Genomic DNA, 25,939 nt, shown 5'->3' on the forward strand with positions numbered 1-25,939 from the left:
AGAAAGCGTATGATAATAATTACCGGAAATCTTAATGATTAAGCAATGGAGGTAATATGGAAGTTTCAGAACATACGTTGGAAACCTTATTCCAACAGCTCGGTTTACCATATGAACAATCTGATATAGAAGCATTTGTTCAAACACACAAACCTTTGCCCTTATCAATTCCGCTTGCGGAAGCAGAATTTTGGAATGCAAGTCAAGCTGCTTTTATTATGGAGTCTTTTGCAGAAGATGCGGAGTGGATAGAAGCTGTCGATCAGCTCGATGCGTTACTACGAGATTAAGCGCTTACTGCTCGAAACGCCACACCCCCAGACGAACTTGTGAAGTGTTTTTTTCGCGATGACATTGCCAGCCATCAGGAAGCTGTGGCCAATCTAGTGTTTTTTCCTGCTCCAAGTACAACCAGGTCGATTCCGACACATAACCATTTTCAAAAAGTTTATCTATTGACTGCTGCATGAGCCCTTGATGAAAAGGTGGGTCGAGAAAAACAATATCAAAAGACTTCTCCGCTGGTTTTGACAACCAAACCAAGCTATCCGTTTGCACCACCTGTAACTTTTCTACTTTAAGCAGGTTTCGATTGGCTTTTAATTGCTCTGCATTTTGTGGTGACAATTCCAAACAGGTCACATTGGCCGCACCGCGAGATAAGGCTTCAAATCCCAAAGCGCCAGAGCCAGAAAATACATCCAGACAATTTGCTCCCGGCACTTCAAACTGCAACCAATTAAATAGCGTCTCACGAATACGGTCGGAAGTGGGGCGTAACCCTTCTGCTTGGCGAACAGGCAATTTTCGTCCTCGAAAATCACCACCTATAATGCGTACTTCACCAACTTCTCCTTTAGAACGAGTTGCGTCGTGCTTACCCAGCCTGGTAGATTTTCGAGGAAGTGTTTTTTTTGTTTTTGCCATATGTGGAAGATGATTCGTCACTTTTTTAGTAGGAGCATTTTATCATTTAGACGAAATAAAAGAGCACCCCAGCCTGGTAGTTTTTTGTATCCGTGGCTTTGCTGCATAAGATAGACAGAAAATTAGAACTAGTGAGTATCTTGTTCTTCGATCAATTTTTCGATCAGAGAAACGATCTTGTCTTTGATATTATCTAACTCAATAAGCTTCTGTTTAGCCTCGGTAACTTTTTCTTCTTGCTTTAAAGTAACTGCTTGTTCGCCTACAGCATGCACCTTTAGATGAAGTTGATCCACTTCTTCAAGATGCTCACCCAGCACGCCTTCACCCTCTCCATGCAGCCAACGACCAAAACGACACTCAGTTGCATGCAATGGCGGTAACTCTTTTGATTGGTCATCCACATAACGCTTAATCATCTTAACCCAAGCTTTATGCTCAGCGATAACAGCAACTAACACGAGTCCTTTGGCATCCTCCATTTTTTCAACGGCTTGCCAATTAGGAAACACCTCCCAAGCATCTAGCCAATCCAACACATTTTCCGCTTGCATAGGGCGCGCAATACGATAGCCTTGTGCTAGCTCATAACCCAACTTAAGCAACATGGAGGCTTGCAAATCTGTTTCAACGCCTTCAGCAATAACTTTCAAATTAAATGCCTGACCCATACTCGCCAAGCTTTGCATAATAGCCAAACTCTGCAAATCACTGGAAAGATCTTTAACAAATGATCGATCTATTTTCAGCTCATGTACCGGCAGATTTTTTAAATAGGTCAGTGACGCATAACCCGTTCCAAAATCGTCAATTGAGAAATAAACGCCGAGCTTACGGCATTCACTAATAATTTGAGAAACCGTAAATATATCTTCTATCGCAGAGCTTTCTAAAATCTCTAAAGTTAACCAACTCGGTTCTACACTAGGATACTTCTCTAAGAGCACGGAAAGGTGTGCAACAAAACTGATGTCTTGCAGCAAGGCGCCTTCTATATTCACACTGACCGAAATTTGTTTACCACTCTTTTGCCAAAAACACATTTGTTTGAGTGCTTGCTCAATAACCCAATAACCCAATTTACCACCAAAAGGGTGGTCTCCCAACAAGGGTAAAAACGCTCCCGGAAGTAGCAAACCTTTTTGCGGATGCTGCCACCTAATTAAGGCTTCGAAACCGAGCACATCTCCAGTGCGCATATTTACTTTCGGTTGGTAATAAAGGAACAACTCATTATTCTTTAAGCCATCTTCCAAGGCAATCAAGTCTGCACTTTGTGCAATTTTCTCTGAGCCTTCAAAGATAAATATTTGGTTTTTACCTTTTAATTTTGCCTGATACATCGCCTGATCGGCTTGACGCATAATTTGGTCGGCGTCAATATCAGCGCCATGCTGATAAAAGCTCACCCCAATACTTGCAGAAACACCAATCTTAGATGCGCCTATCGTTACTGGCTCATTAGCATCCTTTAACAAGCGTTCAAGCACCACTTGAAGTTCTTCTTGTTCATTAAAATCCGAAATAACTGCTACAAACTCATCTCCGCCAAGCCGAGAAATTGTGTCTGACTCTCTCAATGCGCGCTCAAAACGCTTGGCAAGTTCAACCAGCAATCTATCTCCTGCTTGATGACCATAAACATCGTTCACGGCTTTAAAGCCATCCAGATCAATAAACACCACCGCCATTCTCAAACGATGTCTATTGGTGTAAGCAATAGCCTGACTGATACGATCTGCTAACAAGGCTCTATTAGGTAACCCAGTTAAACTGTCATAATGCGCAATATACTCCAATTGTTTCTGCTGCTGCTTTTGTAAACTGATATCTGAAAATAAAGCTATATATTGATATGGTCTTCCCTCTTTGTCATGAATAGAACTAATCGTGACCTTTTCAGGATATTCTTCGCCATCTTTTCTTCTATTCCAAAGTTCACCTGACCACTGACCATTTAAAAACAAGTCTTTCCAAAGCTCGGCATAAAAACCTTTCGTTTGACGCCCAGAGTTTAAAATACTGGGTTTCTGCCCAATAACCTCTTCTCGTTCATAACCCGTAATTCGAATAAAGGCTTCATTCACGTCAAGAATTTTTGCGCTCGAATCGGTAATAATAATACCCTCTTGCGCATATTCAAATACATTGGCAGCCTGCTTAAGGTCATTTTCTGCCTTCATTTTTTCGGTTACATTTTCAACCAAACCATCCGTGCCGATTAAGTTGCCATGAACACCTCTAACTGCATGCAACATAACCTTGACAATGCGCTCTTCGCCCGTAACAGGATATGAAAAGTGCATAAAGAATTCTTTAAAATCAACATCTCCCAAGCGCATTTTTTGCTTCGTTGTCAGCGCATCATTTAATGAACCCTCATCCCATGCAGCAAGTTGCGGCCAGGAGATACCTAATGCTCTTGTTTTTGACACACCAAAAACTTTTTCAACACTGTCACTGACATATTGAATAAGGTTGTCATCTGCGCTGATACTGAAAACAACAAAATTATCACCAATTTCATTCACAAGCCGTTGATACTGTTGATGCTGCTGATTGGCTTGTTTCTGAATACGACTTTTATCAATCAAGCGCCAAACTTCATTACCTAAAATCCGAACGGTTTCATTATCAGCTTCTTGATAAGGCTCTAACTTATTTCCAAAACCAAAAACCATAATAACGTTATCTTGCGCAAAAACGGGTAGCACAATACAGCGTTGAACGTTAACAACGTCTAATGAAGAGTCATCTGGTTTCAACAAAATGTTTGCTCCCCCTTCTTTTAAAAAGAGTTCACCGCTCTCGACAACTTGATGACAAATATCCGTTAATGCAACAGAAAAAGCTTGATCAACATTCGTTTTACAGACGGGATAAGAACATTCTTGCCAATGCGCTTCTTTAGGCGTTTTGCCAGGAATAATGACATGAGCAAACGCAAGTTCGCTCTGCACTATTTCTTTAATTTTATCCAATGCATTTGATAAAAATAGCTCTTCATTTGAAGTCTCAATCATCTCCGGTAAGCGCAGTAACACCTCATCACGATTGGCATTAAGCCTTAGCAGCGCCTCATGCTCTTTCAAACTCGAAATATCAACATAGGTTCCCGCCATCTTCAACGGTTCACCTTTACTTGACCATCGCGTCACCATACCTCTATCAAGCACCCATACCCAATGACCATCTTTATGGCGCATTCTCAGCTCCACCTCATAATAATCGAGCTTTCCTGCAAAATGCTGCCTTATCAATTCATTTGATTTTTTAAGATCTTCCGGATGGGCAAAGCGTTCCCAGATGTGGATACTAATGGGTGCTAACTCATGTAATTTATAGCCCATTATTTCTGCCCAACGTTCATTGAGGATTAACCCACCAGTAGGGACATCCCACTCCCAACTACCTGAACGCGTGGCACGGATAATGCCAGCTAAGCGCTTGGACTGCTCTTTTAAGTTCGCACTTAATGCACTGGTGCCTAATAGGGCAATAACGATCACGATAAATAAAATCACCAATAGAAGAATTGGCACATGGTAGGCATTCCAAAAGCTTTGCCAACTAAACTCTGGTAAAGCATCATAAGGAGGAAGACGGAGTGCTCTTAACAGGTTTTGTACGGGTAAATAATCTAAAGGAGGAACAAAGCCTGCTATACCTGAAGCTTTCGCAACCTCACTATCCGGTCTAAGGTTAAATAATGCAACAATCAATTGACGTGTTTTGTTTGAATCCACATTTGATAAAACGACAAAAGGCCATTCTGGGTACAACGAAGTTGATACTAAATAAGGAAAACCTTTGAGTTTTCGTTTGTGGATAATCTTTATTTGACTAAGTTTAAGTTTACCTTCCGACTGCCAGCTTTCTAATATGCCTGTGCGAACAAAGCCAACTTGCGCCTTACCAGACAACACGTCTGAAACAACGGCATCATTGTTACCAACCGAAACGAACTTAAGATCATCAACCTTTAAGCCGGCCTGTTTTAACTCATACAAAGGGACACTATAAGCCCCCATATTGATCGTAGTGGGAATAGCTATAACCTTATTCTGCAGGTCTTTATAACTATTTATATCTGTTCGGTTTGCCAGTGTGAATATGACACCACCTAAACTGCTTGTCGCTTCACCATCTCTTGAGTGTTGTATCGTTGCAATTGCACCACTCAAGCTATTTTCACTACGGACAACTTCATATAGGCTCGGGTTAACTAACAATAAATCCACTTCCTGCTGCCGAAGCGCACGCTTGAGCTGTGTATTGCCCAAAACCTTTAGATGAATATGAAAACCAGAAACATTCTGATTTAAGTAATTCACTAAAGGTTGATATTGTTGTTTTACTTTTGCAGAGTCACGATAAGCATATACCCCCAGAGTTAGGGATTCGCCTGAATCAGAATAAGCCTGAGCAGACCAACTCAAAAAACTGATAAGCAAGAAAAATACGAAACAGATTTTCTTAAACAACCAGCTCATACATCCCCTTCCGGCAAATAATGACATGAAAATAGGTTAGAAAAATTATCTAACTTGGTTAGCATTCCTTTTTCATACATCAATTTATTAAGATTTTGCGCTGCTTGATAAAAAGACGACTGTTGAGTTAAATAGTGTCTATTAACCGCCAAACTCGGTAAGACAACACCTCGCAATGCAGACTTTACTGCATCCGGCTCGATTTGCTCATGGTTAGCAATTCTATAAACCGCATCGCCAAAATTAGTATTCATTCGGTTTAGCGCCAGAAAATCCGCCTTCAATAACTGCTTTACGGAAGATGAACAATTATCTAACACATCAGTTTTAACTGCCAAAACATCAAAAATCGTTTCTGGAATTTCACGACTATCAAATAATACCTGCCCACCAATGGCTTTTAGCTTGGTTGCTGTCGGCTCATAAGTGATGATTGCGTCAATTTCTTTATTTTGCCAAGCATTCAATTGCTTATCCGGTGGTAACGTATTAACACGAATAACATCATTAGGTTTTAAGCCAGCTTTCAGCAATATTTTTGACATCATTAACTCACCAACAGCACTACCTTCATAACCAATACGCTTGCCTTTTAATTGCTTCAACTCTGTAATATCAGAATGAACCAACAACATATCAGCGCCTGAAGAGCTATCAAAAACCAACACTACGGTTAAAGGAACTCCCTGATCACGAACTCTAAAGACCTCATCTAATGTTAAAGCTGCAGCCTCTACTTCACCCGCTTTTAAACGGCGAATCGTTTCGGAGGATGAGCGGCTTTTAACCAATGTTATCTGCTTAGTCAGTAAACCAAAGTCTTCAGCCAAATAAAGTGGTTCATAACCAATCCATGGAAGAACGCCAACTCTTAGAGGTTGTCTGCATGAGCACCCAGAAAGTGCTCCTAATGCAGTTGCTGCAAAAAGGCTACGAAACATAAACTGACGTCTTGAAAGCATCATACTGAAATCGTCTCTAACAGGTGGTTTTCATACTAAATCAATGTCCTATTTGCATTCTATCATAGAAATTTTCTGGCTTATAAAAGCAGGCGGTATATAAGCAAAAATGAATAATCTAATATGCCTCACCATTAAGTTACCCAGCCTGGCAGATTTTATCAATTTACCCCATCAAAGCACTTTTGCTATACAATCAAATACAGTAATGAAGGGGCAAAAAAATGAAGTATGACAGCCTTAGCCAACTAGAACAAGATCACCACCCTACAGCCATTTCTAAGCGTTTAAGCACGCCTACTAAACCGCAAATACTCCCTGACGCCATTCTTGGTGCAATAGATGGTTGCGTTACAACTTTTGCCGTGGTTTCAGGTGCTTTTGGCGCTGGATTTTCTGCTACAGTTGCATTGACATTAGGGTTTGCCAACCTGTTTGCGGATGGCTTCAGCATGGCTGTCAGCAACTACGAAGCAACTAAAGCGCAAAAAGAATATTTAGATACAATAAAAAAAACGGAAGCAGATCATATTGAACGCATTCCCGAAGGAGAACGAGAAGAAATTCGCCAAATATTCTTGCAAAAGGGTTTTAAAGACCAAACACTAGAAAAGATTGTCGAAACGATAACTCAGGATAAGAATCTTTGGATAGAAACCATGATAATAGAAGAGCATGGGTTACAAAAAAATGAACCGCATTCAGTACGTTCTGCACTATCTACTTTCTTTGCATTTGTATTCGTTGGCGCTATGCCTTTGATCCCCTATTTAATTCCATCACTAACGTTAGCTCATCAATTTATGATAAGCACCTTAATTGCGGCTCTAATGTTCTTCCTGATTGGTATCCTAAAAAGCATCGTACTGGGCAAGTTGAACCTAACTTCAGGCATCAAAACTTTAGTCATTGGCAGTGCTGCGGCAGGCATCGCATTTGCAACAGGCTATTTACTCCAAAATATTTTTGCTATCAGCGCGGTTTAATCTATGTTTTTTAACAATTTATCGCTTTTTTCATTACAATGACTCCATACTGAATTGAATCCATTTTATTGAAATCAAATTACCTCACCAATTGCTTGTGACCTCAAATGCTTGAAACTGATTTTCATACCTATATTTATGCGTTGCACTCTGTACTAATTTTCTCAACGGCAAGCATCATTCTGGTTATTTTTTCTTTACAACACAGGGAATTACCAGTCGAGTCGGTCAGGCTATTCAAAGTCTTTTTTGTATTGGGAATAATCGGTTGGATTTTATTGGCTATCAGAGACTTATTTGGCCCAACAGGGAAACTTCTTCCTCCTGGCACCATGTATATTGTCAGTAGTTATATTTTGCTCATTGCTGTCATGCAATGCTCTGACAACCTGAAAAAAAACCTTATTGTCGGAACATTACATCTAATCCCGATTTATGCCATCTTCAAAGCTCAAGGAGCTTATGAGCATATCGTCGTCGTAACGGCTTATGCAATGGTGGTTTATCCCCTCATTCTATTCTTTTCTTTAAGAAGAGCCATTAAGCTTAAGAATATCGGCAGTGGATTAATTAGCCTCGGTGCATTAATTGTCGTCATTACCGCGCCGATAGAACTTTATCTGGCCTATGAATACAACAACCTAAGAACCGCTTATACGATTGCATTTGTCGTGACCACCACCAATTTTATGCTCATTGCCATTGGGTTTTTGACCTCGATTTTGATTCATGACCATAAGCAGTTGCTAAGCATGGCATTAAATGACCCATTAACAGGGTTACTCAATCGTAGAGGTTTAAGCAGTGCTTTGCCGATGTTACTGGCTACAGCAGAGCGCAATACATCGAATCTGAGCATCATTTCAATTGATATTGATTACTTTAAGCAAATTAATGATTCCTATGGTCACAAAGTCGGTGATGGTGTTTTGGTTTCGATCGCCCAAACATTAAAAGAAGAATGCCGACTTACAGATTTAGTCGCTCGTATCGGCGGAGAAGAGTTTGTCATCATTTTGCCAGGATTAAACTTGGATGCTACCAACTTGGTTGCAGAGCGAATTCGGACAAAAATTGCCTCAACGCCAATTGAACTTGCTGAGTGTGCAATTGAGATTACCGTAAGCTTAGGCATTTCTTCCGGTACAGGTCGTATCGACATCGAAACACTACTCAAACAAGCAGATGAAATGCTCTACCAAGCCAAACATGATGGCCGAAACCGTATCTGCTGCCAGAGAGATCTATTTCAAGCTGAAGGCTGACCGACTATTATCTTTAGCATTTTGCTTGGGTGAATGTGCTTATGCCAAGCATCTAAAATATCTTGCTTACTCACTTTGCCAAGTGCTTTAGGAAAACTTTGCAAATAATCTAAAGGCAAACCATAAAATCCAATCATGGATGTGTAAGCCAAAATTTTACTATTACTATCAACTCTCAAAGGAAAACCGTCTATCAAGTTATTTTTAATTGCTTGAAGCTTTTTCTCAGAGAAACCTTTCATAAATTGATCCAGTGTTTGACGAACCACTTTATCGGCAACCTTCTCATTGGCATTTTTTGTCGAAAGGCTGATCATAAAAGGGCCTGCCACTCTCATAGGTACGAAATAACTATAAACACCATAAACCAATCCGCGTTTTTCCCGAACATTTTCCATCAATAATGAACTGAAACCACTTCCACCTAGAATCTGATTACCAACAAATAAAGCTGCATAATCTGGATTCCCTCGTTCTATCCCAACCTGAGCCAGAGCGTAATGCGTTTGCGTTGCTTTAAATGGAATTTGAATTATCTTAGCTTGCTTTAAAGATGACGGCTTAGGAAGCGGTGCAGGCTTCTGTCCTTCAGGCAGCGCTTTCGTTAACTGAGTTGCAATTTGTTCCGCTTGTTTTCTTGAAACCTTACCCACAATGGTGATTTGTGCATTATGCGCAACATAATACTGACGGTAAAATGCTTGTAACGATGTTACGGTTAAGGCCTGTATTGTCTTAGCACTCCCTTCCACGGGGTGACCATACGGGTCATTTCCGTAAAGCTCTGACCAAAGTTTGTCTGATAGTAGTGCCGAAGGTGTAACCGCTTTTTGTTTAAGTGAAAGCAGGAGTTGATTTCGTTCTCTATCCAAAATTTCAGGCTTGAATACAGGATCAGACACAACTTGAGTAAATAGAGATAATGCTTTATCAAGTATTTTTGGTCTTGTCAGTGTTCTTAAGCGCAAAGATGCCGAATCTCGCCCCGCATCAGAACCGAACTGAGCACCAATATTATTAAAGCCAGCGCTAATCGCGTTTTCATCCAACTGATTCGTTGCAGTTCCTAACAAGTCAGACGTCATAAATGCGGCACCATATTGACTACCATCTCTTGCTGAACCTGCATCAAACTTCAACTCAACATCAACCATAGGCAGTTGATTGGCCTGCACAAAATATACTCGAACTCCTTTTGAGGTTGTCCAATGTTGGATATTTACTGCTGCTTCGGCTGGCAATACAAAAATAAACGCAAAGCACAACAAGACAATCTGATTAAGCCGTTTCATTAGCGAATCCCTCCAGCATTGATTGCGGAAGCTCCGCCTTGCATCGGTGCCTGACCATTTGGCAACAAAACACCAACCGTCATCTTATCTTTGGCAAAGTACTTTTTGGCAACCATCTGCACTTGTTTAGGCGTAACACTTCGCAAGTGTTCTATCCAATGTTCATCTGTATCTACAGGCAATCCAACAGACACCAATGCACCTAATACCATAGCTTGTCCCTGAATCGAATCTTGATGATATACATATTGCGCTTCTGTCTGTGCTAACACTCTATTCAACTCCGGTTTAGTAATAGTTTTTTTCTGTAATTTATCTATCTCTTGCCATAAGTCATCTTCGACTTGCTTAGGCGATATACCTTTAGAAGGCGTTCCTTCTAATAAAAATAGTGTTTGTAGGCGTGACAACTCATCATAGCCAGCACCGGCACTTGCCAACTGCTTGCTTCCTCGAACCAAATCTTTTGACAGCCTTGAAGAGTCATCTCCGTCTAAAACATTGCTCAATACGGACAAAGCATAGATGTCTTGCTTTTCAGCGTCCGTCTTCGCTGTTGCCAAGGTTGGCACATGAAAGCCCATTAAAACGCTCGGTACTTTAGTTGCACCTTTAAGTGAAACCCTCCTTTCACCTTGCTGGGGGATTTCTACTTGTGGCTTAGGGGGCGTCACTTTTTCTGGTTTGTAATGCCCATAATATTTTTGCGCCAGCTTCAATACAGCTTTTGGCTTCACATCACCGACCACAACCAAAGTCGCATTATTTGGTGCGTACCATTTACGATACCAACGGCGCACATTATTTGCAGTATAATGACGAATATCTGTCATCCAACCAATCGTAGGGTGGTGCGGGGGACTATTCACAAAAGCTGTGGCATTAAATTGTTCATACAGCTTGCTCGATGGCTTATCCTCTATGCGCCAACGCCTTTCTTCAGTAACAACCTCTCGTTCTTTTTGAAACTCTTTATTTTTAATCACAAGATTGCGCATACGATCGGCTTCCAATCGCATTACTTCTGCCAGATGACGTTTACCAACTACTTGATAATAGACAGTGTAATCTGAAGAAGTAAAAGCGTTTTCCTGACCTCCAAGCTTTGCTACGCGTCTAGAAAACTCACCCGGCTTAAGCGTTTTTGTCCCTTTAAACATCATATGCTCTAACATATGAGAAATACCGGTCATACCGTTTTCTTCATAATTGGATCCAACTCTATACCAAACTTGTTGCACCACTACTGGTGCTCGATGATCTGGCTTCACAACGACCTTTAAACCATTTTTGAGCTGATACTGAAAAATACTGGCATCGCCTTTTGCCATGACAACAGAACTGAAAAAAACGAAAACAGCTAAGAACATCCACTTTATCGCAAGCTTCATAGCCACGAATCCCCTTAAAAAAACCTTGATTTGATTTATAATAGCCCATATTTATCAACCAAGTATGACCGAAGCTTTGAAAACACATTCTGACTATTCAAAGACATCACATTCTTGGCTAACACAAAAAACTAAGGGAACCTAATGTTCAGTTTTTTAAAACGAAAAGATAATGCAAACAAAGCGTTAGAAGAAAACGCTGAACAAACTTCTAAAGAAAATGTTTCATATGAAACACTTCCTGATAGTGAGCCTCAATCAACTACTTCCTCTAAAAGCTCACCAACAGCACCGACATCCTTTTTTACACGATTAAAATCTGGTCTGAAAAAAACCCGCCAAAGTTTTAGCGACAACCTCGCTAACCTAGTAATAGGTAAAAAAGAGATTGATGATGAATTGCTTGAAGACATCGAAATGATTCTTTTGGGCGCTGATGTAGGTGTTGAAGCAACCGACAAAATCATTCAAAACTTAACAGATCAAGTGTCTCGCAAAGAACTTAAAGACCCTGAAGCACTGATTAATTCATTAAAAATGCAACTTAGAGGGTTACTTGAACCCATTGCTCAACCATTGGATATAGAGCAGACAGAACACAAACCTTTCGTTATTTTAATGGTTGGCGTTAATGGTGTTGGGAAAACCACCACCATTGGTAAACTGGCTAAAAAATTCCAAAACGAAGGGAAATCGGTCATGTTAGCTGCCGGTGATACTTTTCGTGCCGCAGCAGTTGAACAGCTAGAAACCTGGGGAGAGCGAAACCAAGTCCCTGTTATCTCACAGAATACTGGTGCAGACTCCGCTGCAGTTATTTTTGATGCAATTCAATCAGCAACTGCCAAAAAAATTGACGTGCTCATTGCAGATACCGCAGGAAGACTCCACACTCAATCAAACTTAATGGAAGAGCTCAAAAAAGTAAAACGCGTTATTCAGAAAGTCGATGCGACAGCCCCTCATGAAGTGATGCTTGTTTTGGATGCGGGTACAGGGCAAAACGCAATGAATCAAGCTCAGCAATTCAATGAAGCAATGGAAGTCACTGGACTAACCTTAACTAAACTGGATGGTACGGCCAAAGGTGGCATCATCTTTGCACTATCAGAGAGAACCGGCATCCCAGTCAGATTTATTGGTGTTGGTGAAAGCATTGATGATTTAAGAACTTTTAACGCTAAGGATTTCTCCGAGGCATTATTTGATTAACATATTATTATGAACTTGCCCGAAACACACAATGCCAACCATCTTTATGCCTTTAAAAAAGGCTATCGCCATGCAATGGAAGGTAAACCCTTGTCTCAAATACCTAGTCAAATCAAACTTGATGGTACTATGCGAGAATATTTTCAAGAAGGCTGGCACCAATATCAAGATGACCTAGCAGAAGCATCTGAAAGTGATACCGACTCTCCATGGCGTAATAAAGTAGTTTGGTCACTAATGGGCATATTTGCTGGTTTGGCTACCGCAAGCTTAATGATTCATAACATTCAAAAAGAGAAGCAGACTTCGCATAGGCAAGCCTCTGAAACCGTTCAAAATATTGATACAAAACCCTCAAACATCTCCACAAAAGCAACCCAAACACAACCAGATGATTTTAGTTTAATCACTACAAACCAGACGCCTAACCAGGCAACACATTCAAACACTAAATCTACATCTACATCTACGACACAAGAAAACTCTAAGACGAAATCCAATAAATTAAACAAACCTACTTCTCAATCGGATACTTTATCACTACTTTCAAGCAATGAACGCCAAGACTTATCCCTAGCTAAACAGGCTTTTGACAAACCTTTGTCTAAAAGTATACTTACACCCCTTGTTAATACCTCAATACACATCTCAAGAGCAAAGCTTACCAACACAATAATAGATAAAGAACCAGGGTCACTTTTTGCTGAAACTGTCCCAAAATATGTCAGAAAAATTTACTTTTTTAGTCAAATACAAAATGCCAAAGGGCAAACACTTTACCATCGCTGGCTTTATAATGGACAAATTATGGCTACAATTCCCCTGACAGTCAGAAGCAATAACTTTCGTACTTGGTCGAGTAAACGACTCAGCAGTGCGTGGAGCGGTGATTGGGCGGTAGAAATTCTTAATAGTCAAAAACAACCTATCTTCCGTTTAAATTTTAAATACGCTCAATAAATCGTCATGAGAACAGCACTACAAACTGCCACATTACTAACTACTCTGATACTACTTTCAGGTTGCGCTACCAACCCTCCCAACCATACTCATGACAATATTTGTCGTATTTATCATTATGATTCTGACTGGGAAAAAGCGGCTAAAGCATCTTCTAAGAGATGGGGAATTCCTGAATATATTCTCATGGCATTCATTTATCAAGAATCTAGGTTTAAGGATGATGCGCAACCAGAAAGAGACTTTGCACTAGGATTTATACCGCTACCGCGTGACTCTTCTGCCTACGGTTACTCCCAAGCACAGGATCCAGCTTGGTTTGATTACCAAAAATCAACAGGAAATCGTTTTGCAAAACGTACTAATGTAGAAGACTCATTAGACTTTATCGGCTGGTACAATTATCAATCACACATCAGAAACGGCATTAGAAGAAATGATGCCTATCGTTTATATCTTGCCTATCACGAAGGCCATGGTGGCTATTCCAGAAGGACTTATGCCAATAAAAAATGGTTATTACATGTAGCCAATAAAGTAAAAAATAGAGCTTATTTATACAAAAAACAACTCATTGCCTGTCATAAATTAAAACCAGAAAAAAGTAACAAGCCTAAAGAGAAAAATAAAGGTCGTTGTACCGCGCCTTGGCCTTATTGCTAATAAACAGTAGACATAAAAAAACCGGCATTAGCCGGCTTTTTTATGTAAAGAATATACTTTCAATTAAGCTTTATACTTTTCAACAACAATACTTGCGTTAGTACCGCCAAACCCAAAACTATTACTCATAACACGATTAAGACCAGCATTTTCAACCAGCTCTCTCACTATTGGCATCCCCTCACATTCAGGGTCTAGTGTTTCGATATTAATAGATGGTGCAATAAAGTCATTTTCCAGCATGCATAGGCTATAAATAAGTTCGTGCACACCAGCAGCTCCCAGTGAGTGGCCCGACATAGATTTAGTTGAACTAATTTTTGGAATTTTATCACCAAAAACTTCACGAATTGCTGCAGCTTCTTTAGTGTCTCCAACAGGAGTTGAAGTACCATGAGGGTTAATGTAATCAACATCGCCATCAACCGTTGCAAGCGCCATTTCCATACAACGCACAGCTCCTTCACCGGATGGGGCAACCATATCATAGCCATCAGAATTCGCGCCATAACCAGTAATTTCGGCATAAATTTTCGCGCCACGAGCTAAAGCGTGTTCCAACTCTTCAACGACAACCATACCGCCACCACCGGCAATGACAAAACCATCTCTATCCGTATCATAGGCACGTGATGCTTTATCAGGCGTGTCATTGTATTTTGTAGACAGCGCTCCCATCGCATCAAACAGCACAGACATCGTCCAATGAAGTTCTTCACCACCACCGGCAAATACAACATCTTGCTTACCCAATTGAATTTGCTCTACAGCTGTACCTATACAGTGAGCAGATGTTGAACAAGCCGAGCTGATTGAATAGTTAACACCCTTAATTTTAAAAGGAGTTGCCAAACAAGCAGAAACTGTTGAGCCCATAGTACGCGTTACCATATAAGGCCCAACTCGTTTTACACCACGGCTTCTCGCAATATCAACGGCATCAGTGGCGTTTGAGTTGGATCCACCACCTGAACCAGCTACTAATCCAGTTCTTGGATTGGATACTTGCTCTTCAGTTAAACCAGAATCTTCTACAGCTTGTTGCATCGCGATATAAGCGTACGCTGCAGCATCACCCATAAAACGTAATTGCTTGCGATCAATATGATCTTTAAAATCAAGATTTTTTACTGCACCATGAACTTGAGACCGCATACCATTCTCTTCATACTCGGGAGCAAAAACAATACCTGATTTTCCATTTTTCAGAGATTCGGTCACTTCATCCTTGTTGTTTCCAAGACTGCAAACAACACCAACACCTGTGATGACTACACGCTTCATATTAGAAATTATCCGTATTTGTAAACAAGCCAACTTTTAAATCAGATGCCGAATAGATTTCTTTTCCATCGACAAATAAATGCGCATCTCCGATTCCCATGTAGAGCTTACGCTTGATAACTCTTTTCATATTAATAACATATTCTACTTTCTTAGCAGTAGGTAGCACTTGACCATAAAACTTTACTTCACCTGAGCCCAACGCTCGACCTCTTCCTGGGCCTCCAGTCCAACCTAAAAAGAATCCTATTAGTTGCCACATAGCATCTAATCCTAGGCAGCCAGGCATAACCGGGTCGTTATTAAAATGGCATTCAAAAAACCATAAGTCTTTCGTTACATCAAGTTCAGCACGAATCTCACCTTTACCAAATGAACCACCTTCTTCTGAAATATGTGTAATGCGATCAAACATCAGCATTGGAGGCAAAGGTAGCTGAGCATTGCCAGGACCGAATAACTCCCCTCGACCACACTTTAATAATTCTTCTTTTGTATAGCTAGACTGCTGTTCCATGTAGGTTCCATTTTATAAAATTGTCTCGGTATTATACAGAGGCGGGAAAACGAATACAAATTAGTAAAAACTGAGACAGAATAATCTTTTGGAGAATTGATTTCTATTAATTTCTTGTTAAAAAAAAACCACTCATAGGAGTGGTTTTCAGAATATAAGCTTGGAGATGACCTACTCTCACATGGCACCTGCCACACTACCATCGGCGCTGAGACGTTTCACTACTGAGTTCGGAATGGGATCAGGTGGTTCCATCTCGCTATGGTCCCCAAGCAATTTGGTTATGTAAGCTGATGTTTTACCATCAACTCACTGAATTTGGATCAATCTTTATTAAGAGCATATTGTTCTACAACACATGTATCTTTCATTGCGTCATTTCTCTAGCTACTCAAGCTCAAACATGCCTTCAAAAGTCACTTTTGAGTTGTATAGTTAAGCCTCACGGGTAATTAGTACTGGTTAGCTTCATACATTACTGCACTTCCACATCCAGCCTATCAACGTCATAGTCTTTAACGGCCCTTTAGAAGACTTAAAGTCTAGGGAGAACTTATCTTGAGGCGGGTTTCCCGCTTAGATGCTTTCAGCGGTTATCCCTTCCGATCATAGCTACCCTGCAATGCCTCTGGCGAGACAACAGGAACACCAGCGGATCGTCCACTCCGGTCCTCTCGTACTAGGAGCAGCCCCTCTCAATTCTCCAACGCCCACGGCAGATAGGGACCGAACTGTCTCACGACGTTCTAAACCCAGCTCGCGTACCACTTTAAATGGCGAACAGCCATACCCTTGGGACCGACTTCAGCCCCAGGATGTGATGAGCCGACATCGAGGTGCCAAACACCGCCGTCGATATGAACTCTTGGGCGGTATCAGCCTGTTATCCCCGGAGTACCTTTTATCCGTTGAGCGATGGCCCTTCCACACAGAACCACCGGATCACTAGAACCTGCTTTCGCACCTGCTCGACGTGTCAGTCTCGCAGTCAAGCACCCTTTTACTCTTGCGCTCATTGCACGATGTCCGACCGTGCTGAGGGTACCTTCGCGCTCCTCCGTTACTCTTTAGGAGGAGACCGCCCCAGTCAAACTACCCACCATACACTGTCCCTGACCAGGATTCACTGGCCTAGGTTAGAACCTCAATAATATCAGGGTGGTATTTCAAGATTGGCTCCACAATAACTGGCGTTACTGCTTCAAAGCCTCCCACCTATCCTACACAGATAGTATCAAAGTCCAGTGCAAAGCTATAGTAAAGGTTCACGGGGTCTTTCCGTCTAGCCGCGGGTACGCAGCATCTTAACTGCGAGTTCAATTTCGCTGAGTCTCGGGTGGAGACAGTGTGGCCATCATTACGCCATTCGTGCAGGTCGGAACTTACCCGACAAGGAATTTCGCTACCTTAGGACCGTTATAGTTACGGCCGCCGTTTACCGGGGCTTCGATCAAGAGCTTCGCATAAGCTAACCCCATCAATTAACCTTCCGGCACCGGGCAGGCGTCACACCGTATACGTCATCTTTCGATTTTGCACAGTGCTATGTTTTTAGTAAACAGTTGCAGCCACCTAGTCTCTGCGGCCCACTCGCGTGGGCATACCTTCTCCCGAAGTTACGGTATCATTTTGCCTAGTTCCTTCACCCGAGTTCTCTCAAGCGCCTTGGAATTCTCATCCTGACCACCTGTGTTGGTTTGGGGTACGATTCTTTATTACCTGAAGCTTAGAAGCTTTTCTTGGAAGCATGGCATCAACAACTTCGTCCAAAAGAGGACTCCTCATCACGCCTCAGCATTAAGATCCCGGATTTGCCTAAGATCTCTGCCTAAACGCTTGAACTTGCAACCATCAGCAAGCTTGCCTAGCCTTCTCCGTCCCTCCATCGCAGTAATAAAAAGTATAGGAATATTAACCTATTTCCCATCGACTACGCCTCTCGGCCTCGCCTTAGGGGTCGACTAACCCTACGTCGATTAACGTTGCGTAGGAACCCTTGGTCTTTCGGCGAGGGAGCTTTTCACTCCCTTTATCGCTACTCATGTCAGCATTCGCACTCGTGATACCTCCAGGACACTTTACAATGCCCCTTCGCAGGCTTACACGACGCTCCTCTACCATGCCTTACGGCATCCGCAGCTTCGGTACACTATTTAGCCCCGTTAAATCTTCGGCGCAGGCCGACTCGATCAGTGAGCTATTACGCTTTCTTTAAAGGGTGGCTGCTTCTAAGCCAACCTCCTGACTGTCTAAGCCTTCCCACATCCTTTCCCACTTAATAGTGTTTAGGGACCTTAGCTGGCGGTCTGGGTTGTTTCCCTCTTGACAACGGACGTTAGCACCCGCAGTCTGTCTCCCATGATTGCACTTGTTGGTATTCGGAGTTTGCAATGGGCTGCTAAGCCTTGACGGCCCGCTAGACCATAACAGTGCTCTACCCCCAACAGTGATACATGAGGCTCTACCTAAATAGATTTCGAGGAGAACCAGCTATCTCCGGGCTTGATTAGCCTTTCACTCCGATCCACAGCTCATCCCTGCATTTTTCAACATACGTGGGTTCGGTCCTCCAGTTGGTGTTACCCAACCTTCAACCTGGCCATGGATAGATCGCCCGGTTTCGGGTCTACGCCATGCTACTAATCGCCCATTTAAGACTCGGTTTCCCTTCGGCTCCCCTATTCGGTTAACCTTGCAACATAACGTAAGTCGCTGACCCATTATACAAAAGGTACGCGGTCACACCACGAAGGTGCTCCCACTGCTTGTACGTACACGGTTTCAGGTTCTATTTCACTCCCCTTCCGGGGTTCTTTTCGCCTTTCCCTCACGGTACTGGTTCACTATCGGTCGGTAGAGAGTATTTAGCCTTGGAGGGTGGTCCCCCCATGTTCAGACAGAATTTCACGTGTTCCGTCCTACTCGAATAACACTTAATAAGATTTTGCATACAGGACTATCACCTTGTATCGTCACACTTTCCAGAGTGTTCTGCTATCTTAATAAATGCTTTAGGGCTGGTCCCCGTTCGCTCGCCGCTACTTAGGGAATCTCGGTTGATTTCTTTTCCTCTGGGTACTTAGATGTTTCAGTTCTCCAGGTTTGCCTCCCATAAAGGGATACTCATAAATGAGTGGGTTTTCCCATTCGGAAATCCACGGATCAAAGCTTGTTTACTAACTCCCCGTGGCTTATCGCAAGTTACTACGTCCTTCATCGCCTTCTACCGCCTAGGCATCCACCGTGTACGCTTAGTCACTTAACTATACAACTCAAAAATAACCTTGACCTTTTGTGTTGCGCCCATCCCTTCAACTCTCTAATAACTTGCTAAAGTTATTAAAAATCCAGAACTTCTTCAATCAAAGCCTAATGAATTGCTTGTAACTAAAAGTTTTTCGCTGACATGTTCTCGCTTGAGTAAACTTTCAAAATTGACTCAATGTAAGATACATTGTTACCTAGATGCCAATGGCTTACGCCATTGACGTCTATTACTATGTATAAATGAGTTGGAGACTCATTTATACTGTTTATGACATGTCGGTGTCATAAACTTCTCTTTGCTTAATATTGAGAATCCGATTACTTTATTGGCAATGCCTTTAAAGCTTTCTTTTTCTCTCAATTAATTTGAGATTGATCCAAATTGTTAAAGAACTTCTTCAGTTATATCGTTACCAATATCACTGCTAATAACTTCTGTTTTTTTAAATTAAAAACAAAAACCATTCACCGGAATATTGGTGGAGCTATGCGGGATCGAACCGCAGACCTCCTGCGTGCAAGGCAGGCGCTCTCCCAGCTGAGCTATAGCCCCAAAGTCATGGTGGGTCTGGGTGGATTTGAACCACCGACCTCACCCTTATCAGGGGTGCGCTCTAACCAACTGAGCTACAGACCCAGGTCTTTTTCTTCTAGTAATACAGAGACAATTTATGTGGAAGCTAACTTAAGCTCGCGGTCACTTTTTTCTTAAAGGAGGTGATCCAGCCGCAGGTTCCCCTACGGCTACCTTGTTACGACTTCACCCCAGTCATGAATCACAAAGTGGTAAGCGCCCTCCCGAAGGTTAGACTACCTACTTCTTTTGCAACCCACTCCCATGGTGTGACGGGCGGTGTGTACAAGGCCCGGGAACGTATTCACCGTGACATTCTGATTCACGATTACTAGCGATTCCGACTTCACGGAGTCGAGTTGCAGACTCCGATCCGGACTACGAAGGGTTTTCTGAGATTTGCGCACTGTCGCCAGTTGGCTGCTCTTTGTACCCCCCATTGTAGCACGTGTGTAGCCCATCCCATAAGGGCCATGATGACTTGACGTCGTCCCCGCCTTCCTCCGGTTTATCACCGGCAGTCTCATTAGAGTTCTCAACTAAATGGTAGCAACTAATGATAAGGGTTGCGCTCGTTGCGGGACTTAACCCAACATCTCACGACACGAGCTGACGACAGCCATGCAGCACCTGTGTTAGAGTTCCCGAAGGCACCAATCTATCTCTAGAAAGTTCTCTACATGTCAAGGGATGGTAAGGTTCTTCGCGTTGCATCGAATTAAACCACATGCTCCACCGCTTGTGCGGGCCCCCGTCAATTCCTTTGAGTTTTAATCTTGCGACCGTACTCCCCAGGCGGTCAACTTATCGCGTTAGCTACGCTACTAATCTTTTTAATAAGACCAACAGCTAGTTGACATCGTTTACGGCGTGGACTACCGGGGTATCTAATCCCGTTCGCTACCCACGCTTTCGCACCTCAGCGTCAGTTTTAAGCCAGGAAGGCGCCTTCGCCACTGATGTTCCTCCAGATATCTACGCATTTCACTGCTACACCTGGAATTCCCCTTCCCTCTCTTAAACTCTAGATTGCCAGTATCGGATGCAATTCCTAGGTTGAGCCCAGGGCTTTCACAACCGACTTAACAGTCCGCCTACGCGCGCTTTACGCCCAGTAATTCCGAATAACGCTTGCACCCTCTGTATTACCGCGGCTGCTGGCACAGAGTTAGCCGGTGCTTCTTCTAATGCTAACGTCACACTAAGCAGTTATTAGCTACTTAGCTTTCCTCACAATTGAAAGTGCTTTACAACCCTCGGGCCTTCTTCACACACGCGGCATGGCTGCATCAAGGTTTCCCTCATTGTGCAATATTCCCCACTGCTGCCTCCCGTAGGAGTCTGGGCCGTGTCTCAGTCCCAGTGTGGCTGATCATCCTCTCAAACCAGCTATAGATCGTCGCCTTGGTAGGCCTTTACCCTACCAACTAGCTAATCTAACTTGGGCTCATCCTTTAGCGATACCTTCCAAGGAGAGGGCACCTTTAATCCGTAGATCACATTCGGTATTAGCATACGTTTCCATATGTTGTCCCCAACTAAAGGGCAGATTCCCAAGCATTACTCACCCGTCCGCCACTCGTCAGCAAGAAAGCAAGCTTTCTTCTGTTACCGTTCGACTTGCATGTGTTAAGCCTGCCGCCAGCGTTCATTCTGAGCCAGGATCAAACTCTTCAGTTTAATCTCTTGACTTGTTTTTTGGTTTGCTTTTCTGCAAATACAAATTAAACACTCGAAATTAACAAGGTACATGTATTATTAAATACCTAAGTATTCAATAATTAACCATATACATAGTTATCGAGATATTTATGATTTTAGTCACCACTTACTCAAGCAGCTCCCACATAAATTATCTCTGTATTACCTGATTTTTAAAGAACTAAGTCTTGCAAAAATATCTGATTTTATCGGACATTTTCTTTTTCGTTAAGCCGTAAATTGTAAGTTATTTTCTAGCAATCTGTCAACTTAAATTTTTAGTATTTTTGAAAAAAATTTAAATCCTTTTCAAAAATTCTACTCCAAATTTTTGCACTCCAACATTCAATTAAACTTAACTAAATATTGAACAAATTTTGAAGCTCTTTCGTATTTCGAAGCAGTTGTTAAATTGCTTGTGTTCGAAAGAGATGCGTATTCTAATCATTCGTGAAATCTTTGCAAGCCTTTTAACTAACTTTTTTACAGTTTTTTTATCTACCCATGAACTTTCAATAACTTAGGAGAAAACCAACTCAAAAAGGTAACTCAACCTCAATCTCAAGGCCACCTAAACGCACCCCTTGCAACAACCGAATTCCCCCATAAAGTGCAACAACTTAACATCAAATAAAAAAAGCCGCTTAAATAAGCGGCTTTGGAAAGAGAAAATAAACTAAGTAATTAACAAACAATCGTAATACGAGCGAACTTGCGCTTACCAACTTGATAAACTTGCTTTTCACAAGCCTCAACAGTAATACGTCCATCTTCTATTTTTTCCCCATTCAACTTCACCGCACCTTGCTTAATCATACGATGCGCATCAGACGTTGAACCAACTAGACCAGCTTCTTTTAATAAGTTTGCTAAAGGCATCGCTTCATTAAAGGTGAATTCTGGCATTTCATCTGGAATAGCATTTTTCGAAAACTTAGTTTCAAAATCTTTTAATGCCGACTGTGCTGCTTCTGCCGAGTGGAAACGCTCTATCAACTCAAGCGCCAACTTGATCTTAATATTTCTTGGATTTTCACCATTTGCAACTACTTGCTTCAAGCCTTCAATTTCTTCCAAAGATAAGAAAGACAACAATTCATAGTAACGCCACATCAAATCATCAGAAACCGACATCACCTTACCAAACATATCATTTGGTTCGTCTTTAATGCCAATGTAATTCCCCAGAGATTTGGACATTTTCTGTACACCGTCCAGCCCTTCAAGAATCGGCATGGTTAGTGTACATTGTGGCTTCTTACCAAAATGGCCTTGTAGCGTACGCCCCATCAATAGGTTGAACTTTTGGTCCGTTCCACCCAATTCAATGTCCGCATCCATTGCAACTGAATCATAACCTTGCACTAACGGATATAAAAACTCATGAATAGCGATTGGCGTACCTGATTTATAACGATCTTCAAAATCATTACGCTCAAGCATACGGGCAACGGTTTGTGTCGCTGCCAACTTAATCATATCAGCTGCAGACTTTTGCCCCATCCATTCAGAGTTAAACATCACTGTTGTTTTCTCTGGATCAAGAATTTTAAAAACTTGTTCTTTATAAGTTTCAGCATTCTTGGCAATATCTTCTGGAGACAACGGTGGGCGTGTCGCACTCTTACCGGTTGGATCACCGATCATTGCGGTAAAATCACCAATCAAAAACAACACTTCATGGCCTAAGTCTTGGAATTGCTTTAGCTTATTAATTAAAACCGTATGCCCCAAGTGCAAATCAGGGGCCGTTGGATCAAACCCGGCTTTGACACGTAAAGGCTTGCCAGACTCTAATCTTTCGATAAGCTCTTTTTCTACTAAAATTTCTTCTGCGCCACGCTTAATAATGGCCAACTGTTCTTGTACTGACTTCATTTTATATTTACTTTTTAAAACCTAAATTCTTAACCACAAAGGACGGTATCGGTATTGAGCTGCAACTTACCGGTCATTTCGGATACAGATTGATAGCCTTGCTGCTGCATATACTTGGCAATACCTTTATTCACTTTTTTCACCAATAAAGGATCTTTTGCCATCGCTGTGCCTATCGCCACCATAGACGCGCCTGCCAAGAAAAACTCAATCGCATCTTCCGCTGAAGCAATACCACCCAGACCAATAATCGGCACATTATACTGTTTCGCAACCTGATAAACTTGATGAACTTTTAGCAATGCCACAGGCTTGACAGCAGGGCCAGACAAACCACCTTGGTTATTTCCCAGGGTCGGCTTAGCCGTGTGAATATCAACCTGCATCCCCATTAAGGTATTGATCGCAGACAACATATCGGCTCCCGCATCAATCACACGGCGCGCACCTTCAGCAATATCCGTTTGGTTTGGCGACAACTTTACAATCAAAGGCTTGGTCGTATTTGCACGACAAGCTTCCACCACTTTTGCTGCCATATCAGGATCGTTACCAAAAGCAGCGCCACCCTTTTTAACATTTGGGCAAGAAATATTGACTTCAATCGCTGGTAAATCTGTTTGATCAAACAAACGCACCACTTCCGCATACTCCTCGATAGAAGAACCCGATACATTAATAATAAAACGTGATTCATCCAATTTCAGCTTCGGCAAATATTGTTCGATAACGGCTTTCGCCCCCGGGTTTTGCAAACCAATCGAGTTCAATAACCCGCATGGCGCTTCCATTACACGCTCTGGTTTATTACCGAGTTTCGCTTCCAAAGTCGTCCCTTTAAGAAATACCGCACCGACATCTCTATTGGAAAAACCGGAAACAGACTGGTATTCTATGCCGTAGCCAGCATTCCCTGAAGCCATTGCTACAGGGCTATTAAAGTGAATGCCGCACAAATCTACCGATAAATCCATCAACTCGACCTTATAATCTTGAGTACTATTTTCGAACATTAACTCTTATGATTCACATTATTCTTTATGAACCTGAAATCCCACAAAACACTGGTGCGCTGATTCGCTTAAGTGCCAACATGGGCGCAAACCTACATTTAATCAAACCTTACGCTTTTGACTTGAGCGAGAAAAAGGTTCGTCGCGCTGGCTTGGATTATCATGAGCTTGCCAACCTTCACGAGCACGAGTCACTTGAAGACTGCCTTAACACCGTTAAGCCGAACCGTGTCTTTGCCTTAACCACCAAAACAACACGTTATTATACCGAAGCTGAGTTTGTGGACGATGATGCTTTTTTATTTGGCCCCGAAAGTCGTGGGTTGCCTATGGATGTAATCAACAACCTACCTGAAGCGCAACGATTAACCATACCAATGGTTCCAGGTGGTCGCAGCTTAAACCTAGCAAATGCTGTTTCGGTGGTTGCTTATGAAGCTTGGCGTCAACTTGGCTTTAACATGCCGTCTTAAATATAAAAATCTGCCAGGCTGGGGTAATAAATTAAACACCCAGCCTGGTAGATTTTAGGATTCAGCTTTAAGCTCTCTAGCCAGCAAGCGCTCTGCTGCTTCTTTAGCTGAAATATTCCCTTCAACCAAATGATAAACTTGCTCTGCAATCGGCAAATCTAAACCTTTTTCATCTGCGATGGCTTTTACAACCCTAACCGCTTTAACACCCTCAACCACTTGCCCGATTTCTTGCTGCGCACTTTCAGACGATTGCTTTGATGCAAGCTTTAAACCAAACTGACGGTTACGAGATAAGTTATCCGTACAAGTTAACACTAAATCACCCAAGCCAGCTAATCCCATCAAAGTTTCCGGTGTTGCGCCATACAACCCTGCAAAGCGCATCATTTCCGCCATGCCTCTGGAAATAATCGCAGCGCGCGCATTAGCACCTAAGTGCAACCCATCACTCACGCCTGTAGCGATTGCCATAATATTTTTATAAGCACCACCAACCTCTACACCCGCCATATCACCTTGCGTATACATACGGAAAGCATCATGATGGAATAAATTCGCCCAATAAGCCGCTTCTTGCTCATTTGTCGATGCACTCACCATTGCTGTTGGTAAACCTTTCGCTACTTCAGCTGCAAAAGTTGGCCCCGAAAGAACTGTGTAATGACAATCCTGACACACTTCTTCTCTTGCTACCTCATGCAAAAGTTTTCTACCTTCCGGCTCAAAACCTTTGGTCGCCCAAGCAATATGCTTTTTCGACACACCAACCAGATCAGAAACTTTTTTTAATACTCGACGAAAAACATGACTGGGCACTACGACCAAAATCGCATCGGCAGCTTCTAGGCTTGGAGCAAGATCTTCAACTATGCGAAGACTTTCAGGAAAATGCACATGAGGTAAATACCTTAAGTTTCTGCGCTCTTGCAATAAACTTTGAACATGCTCATCACTGTGTGCCCATAACGCAACATCATGACCAGACCTAGCCAAATGAATTGCCAAAGCCGTCCCCCAGGCACCTGCGCCAAGAACGACCACTTTTTGCACATCTTTTCGTGACATAAATTCTTAGCGC

The 25,939-nt window shown here is 42.2% G+C and carries 17 protein-coding genes, 2 tRNA genes and 3 rRNA genes; 7 read left to right on the forward strand and 15 right to left on the reverse strand.

What is annotated here, in order from left to right; genetic code table 11:
* Positions 1-56: 56 nt before the first annotated feature.
* Complete coding sequence (locus tag N745_RS0109710) at positions 57-290, forward strand: DUF2789 family protein (RefSeq protein WP_024851934.1); 234 nt, start codon at positions 57-59, stop codon at positions 288-290.
* Between the two features lie 4 nt (positions 291-294).
* Here the strand turns inward: N745_RS0109710 and rsmD are convergent, their stop codons facing one another.
* The 3 genes from rsmD to N745_RS0109725 form a co-directional block, all read right to left on the reverse strand.
* Entirely contained in the window at positions 295-927 is a 633-nt protein-coding gene (gene rsmD / locus N745_RS0109715) for a 16S rRNA (guanine(966)-N(2))-methyltransferase RsmD (RefSeq protein ID WP_024851935.1), read from the reverse strand.
* A gap of 128 nt (positions 928-1,055) precedes the next feature.
* A complete protein-coding gene (locus tag N745_RS12365; protein ID WP_024851936.1) occupies positions 1,056-5,420 on the reverse strand; it encodes an EAL domain-containing protein in 4,365 nt (1,454 codons plus the stop codon).
* Complete coding sequence (locus tag N745_RS0109725) at positions 5,417-6,361, reverse strand: ABC transporter substrate-binding protein (RefSeq protein WP_169729910.1); 945 nt, start codon at positions 6,359-6,361, stop codon at positions 5,417-5,419. Before N745_RS0109725 ends, N745_RS12365 begins: the two co-directional genes overlap by 4 nt.
* A gap of 245 nt (positions 6,362-6,606) precedes the next feature.
* On the opposite strand from N745_RS0109725, the gene N745_RS0109730 reads away from it, so the two are divergent.
* Positions 6,607-7,368 (forward strand): VIT1/CCC1 transporter family protein, encoded by a 762-nt coding sequence (locus N745_RS0109730; protein ID WP_024851938.1) that lies wholly within the window; start codon positions 6,607-6,609, stop codon positions 7,366-7,368.
* Between the two features lie 107 nt (positions 7,369-7,475).
* Entirely contained in the window at positions 7,476-8,633 is a 1,158-nt protein-coding gene (locus N745_RS12370; RefSeq protein WP_024851939.1) for a GGDEF domain-containing protein, read from the forward strand.
* Here N745_RS12370 and N745_RS0109740 read toward each other — a convergent pair.
* Positions 8,618-9,925: a M16 family metallopeptidase gene (locus N745_RS0109740; RefSeq protein WP_024851940.1), complete on the reverse strand. Its 1,308-nt coding sequence runs from the start codon at positions 9,923-9,925 to the stop codon at positions 8,618-8,620. The two genes, N745_RS12370 and N745_RS0109740, sit on opposite strands and share 16 nt — an antisense overlap.
* The gene (locus tag N745_RS0109745) at positions 9,925-11,316 is read right to left on the reverse strand and encodes a M16 family metallopeptidase (RefSeq protein WP_024851941.1); all 1,392 of its coding nucleotides are present in this window, start codon (positions 11,314-11,316) and stop codon (positions 9,925-9,927) included. The genes N745_RS0109740 and N745_RS0109745 overlap by 1 nt, the downstream gene beginning before the upstream one ends.
* A 144-nt stretch (positions 11,317-11,460) precedes the next feature.
* Here N745_RS0109745 and ftsY point away from each other — a divergent pair, with 144 nt between their 5' ends.
* The 3 genes from ftsY to N745_RS0109755 all read left to right on the forward strand — a co-directional run bounded on the left by ftsY (position 11,461) and on the right by N745_RS0109755 (position 14,151).
* Positions 11,461-12,528, forward strand: a complete 1,068-nt coding sequence (ftsY, locus tag N745_RS11985; protein ID WP_038070717.1) for a signal recognition particle-docking protein FtsY — start codon at positions 11,461-11,463, stop codon at positions 12,526-12,528.
* 90 nt (positions 12,529-12,618) lie between these two features.
* Positions 12,619-13,488 carry a DUF2914 domain-containing protein gene (locus tag N745_RS11990; protein ID WP_157833760.1) on the forward strand — a complete coding sequence of 290 codons (870 nt, stop codon included), beginning with the start codon at positions 12,619-12,621 and terminating at the stop codon, positions 13,486-13,488.
* Positions 13,489-13,494: 6 nt separating this feature from the next.
* Complete coding sequence (locus N745_RS0109755) at positions 13,495-14,151, forward strand: transglycosylase SLT domain-containing protein (protein WP_024851942.1); 657 nt, start codon at positions 13,495-13,497, stop codon at positions 14,149-14,151.
* Between the two features lie 63 nt (positions 14,152-14,214).
* Here the strand turns inward: N745_RS0109755 and fabB are convergent, their stop codons facing one another.
* From fabB to N745_RS0109800, 9 genes are all read right to left on the reverse strand, one after another.
* The gene (gene fabB, locus N745_RS0109760; RefSeq protein WP_024851943.1) at positions 14,215-15,435 is read right to left on the reverse strand and encodes a beta-ketoacyl-ACP synthase I; all 1,221 of its coding nucleotides are present in this window, start codon (positions 15,433-15,435) and stop codon (positions 14,215-14,217) included.
* A gap of 1 nt (position 15,436) precedes the next feature.
* Positions 15,437-15,952: a 3-hydroxyacyl-[acyl-carrier-protein] dehydratase FabA gene (fabA, locus tag N745_RS0109765; protein WP_024851944.1), complete on the reverse strand. Its 516-nt coding sequence runs from the start codon at positions 15,950-15,952 to the stop codon at positions 15,437-15,439.
* 158 nt (positions 15,953-16,110) lie between these two features.
* Positions 16,111-16,225 (reverse strand): 5S ribosomal RNA (gene rrf, locus N745_RS0109770).
* Positions 16,226-16,383: 158 nt separating this feature from the next.
* Positions 16,384-19,217 (reverse strand): 23S ribosomal RNA (locus N745_RS0109775).
* A 479-nt stretch (positions 19,218-19,696) separates the two neighbouring features.
* A tRNA-Ala gene (locus N745_RS0109780) sits at positions 19,697-19,772 on the reverse strand.
* A 7-nt stretch (positions 19,773-19,779) separates the two neighbouring features.
* Positions 19,780-19,856 (reverse strand) — tRNA-Ile (locus N745_RS0109785).
* A gap of 73 nt (positions 19,857-19,929) precedes the next feature.
* Positions 19,930-21,473 (reverse strand): 16S ribosomal RNA (locus tag N745_RS0109790).
* The 16S, 23S and 5S rRNA genes sit together here with 2 tRNA genes alongside, the layout of an rRNA operon.
* Before the next feature lie 705 nt (positions 21,474-22,178).
* The gene (gene tyrS, locus N745_RS0109795; protein WP_024851945.1) at positions 22,179-23,372 is read right to left on the reverse strand and encodes a tyrosine--tRNA ligase; all 1,194 of its coding nucleotides are present in this window, start codon (positions 23,370-23,372) and stop codon (positions 22,179-22,181) included.
* A 29-nt stretch (positions 23,373-23,401) separates the two neighbouring features.
* Entirely contained in the window at positions 23,402-24,385 is a 984-nt protein-coding gene (locus N745_RS0109800) for a dihydroorotate dehydrogenase (RefSeq protein WP_245595680.1), read from the reverse strand.
* 8 nt (positions 24,386-24,393) lie between these two features.
* Between N745_RS0109800 and N745_RS0109805 the strand changes: the two genes are divergently transcribed.
* Positions 24,394-24,858 carry a tRNA (cytidine(34)-2'-O)-methyltransferase gene (locus N745_RS0109805; protein ID WP_024851947.1) on the forward strand — a complete coding sequence of 155 codons (465 nt, stop codon included), beginning with the start codon at positions 24,394-24,396 and terminating at the stop codon, positions 24,856-24,858.
* A gap of 54 nt (positions 24,859-24,912) precedes the next feature.
* Here N745_RS0109805 and N745_RS0109810 read toward each other — a convergent pair whose 3' ends face one another.
* The gene (locus N745_RS0109810; protein WP_024851948.1) at positions 24,913-25,926 is read right to left on the reverse strand and encodes an NAD(P)H-dependent glycerol-3-phosphate dehydrogenase; all 1,014 of its coding nucleotides are present in this window, start codon (positions 25,924-25,926) and stop codon (positions 24,913-24,915) included.
* Positions 25,927-25,939: the final 13 nt, after the last annotated feature.

The organism is Hydrogenovibrio kuenenii DSM 12350, assembly GCF_000526715.1.
GTDB classification, from domain to species: Bacteria; Pseudomonadota; Gammaproteobacteria; order Thiomicrospirales; family Thiomicrospiraceae; genus Hydrogenovibrio; species Hydrogenovibrio kuenenii.

Coding starts and splice junctions, on each gene's coding strand:
- ftsY (WP_038070717.1), top strand. CDS start 11,461: ATGTTCAGTTTTTTAAAACGAAAAGATAATGCAAACAAAGCGTTAGAA.
- N745_RS12365 (WP_024851936.1), bottom strand. CDS start 5,420: ATGAGCTGGTTGTTTAAGAAAATCTGTTTCGTATTTTTCTTGCTTATC.
- N745_RS0109730 (WP_024851938.1), top strand. CDS start 6,607: ATGAAGTATGACAGCCTTAGCCAACTAGAACAAGATCACCACCCTACA.
- N745_RS0109725 (WP_169729910.1), bottom strand. CDS start 6,361: ATGTTTCGTAGCCTTTTTGCAGCAACTGCATTAGGAGCACTTTCTGGG.
- rsmD (WP_024851935.1), bottom strand. CDS start 927: ATGGCAAAAACAAAAAAAACACTTCCTCGAAAATCTACCAGGCTGGGT.
- N745_RS12370 (WP_024851939.1), top strand. CDS start 7,476: ATGCTTGAAACTGATTTTCATACCTATATTTATGCGTTGCACTCTGTA.
- N745_RS0109810 (WP_024851948.1), bottom strand. CDS start 25,926: ATGTCACGAAAAGATGTGCAAAAAGTGGTCGTTCTTGGCGCAGGTGCC.
- N745_RS0109745 (WP_024851941.1), bottom strand. CDS start 11,316: ATGAAGCTTGCGATAAAGTGGATGTTCTTAGCTGTTTTCGTTTTTTTC.
- tyrS (WP_024851945.1), bottom strand. CDS start 23,372: ATGAAGTCAGTACAAGAACAGTTGGCCATTATTAAGCGTGGCGCAGAA.
- N745_RS0109740 (WP_024851940.1), bottom strand. CDS start 9,925: ATGAAACGGCTTAATCAGATTGTCTTGTTGTGCTTTGCGTTTATTTTT.
- fabA (WP_024851944.1), bottom strand. CDS start 15,952: ATGGAACAGCAGTCTAGCTATACAAAAGAAGAATTATTAAAGTGTGGT.
- N745_RS0109805 (WP_024851947.1), top strand. CDS start 24,394: ATGATTCACATTATTCTTTATGAACCTGAAATCCCACAAAACACTGGT.
- N745_RS0109800 (WP_245595680.1), bottom strand. CDS start 24,385: ATGTTCGAAAATAGTACTCAAGATTATAAGGTCGAGTTGATGGATTTA.
- N745_RS0109755 (WP_024851942.1), top strand. CDS start 13,495: ATGAGAACAGCACTACAAACTGCCACATTACTAACTACTCTGATACTA.
- N745_RS0109710 (WP_024851934.1), top strand. CDS start 57: ATGGAAGTTTCAGAACATACGTTGGAAACCTTATTCCAACAGCTCGGT.
- fabB (WP_024851943.1), bottom strand. CDS start 15,435: ATGAAGCGTGTAGTCATCACAGGTGTTGGTGTTGTTTGCAGTCTTGGA.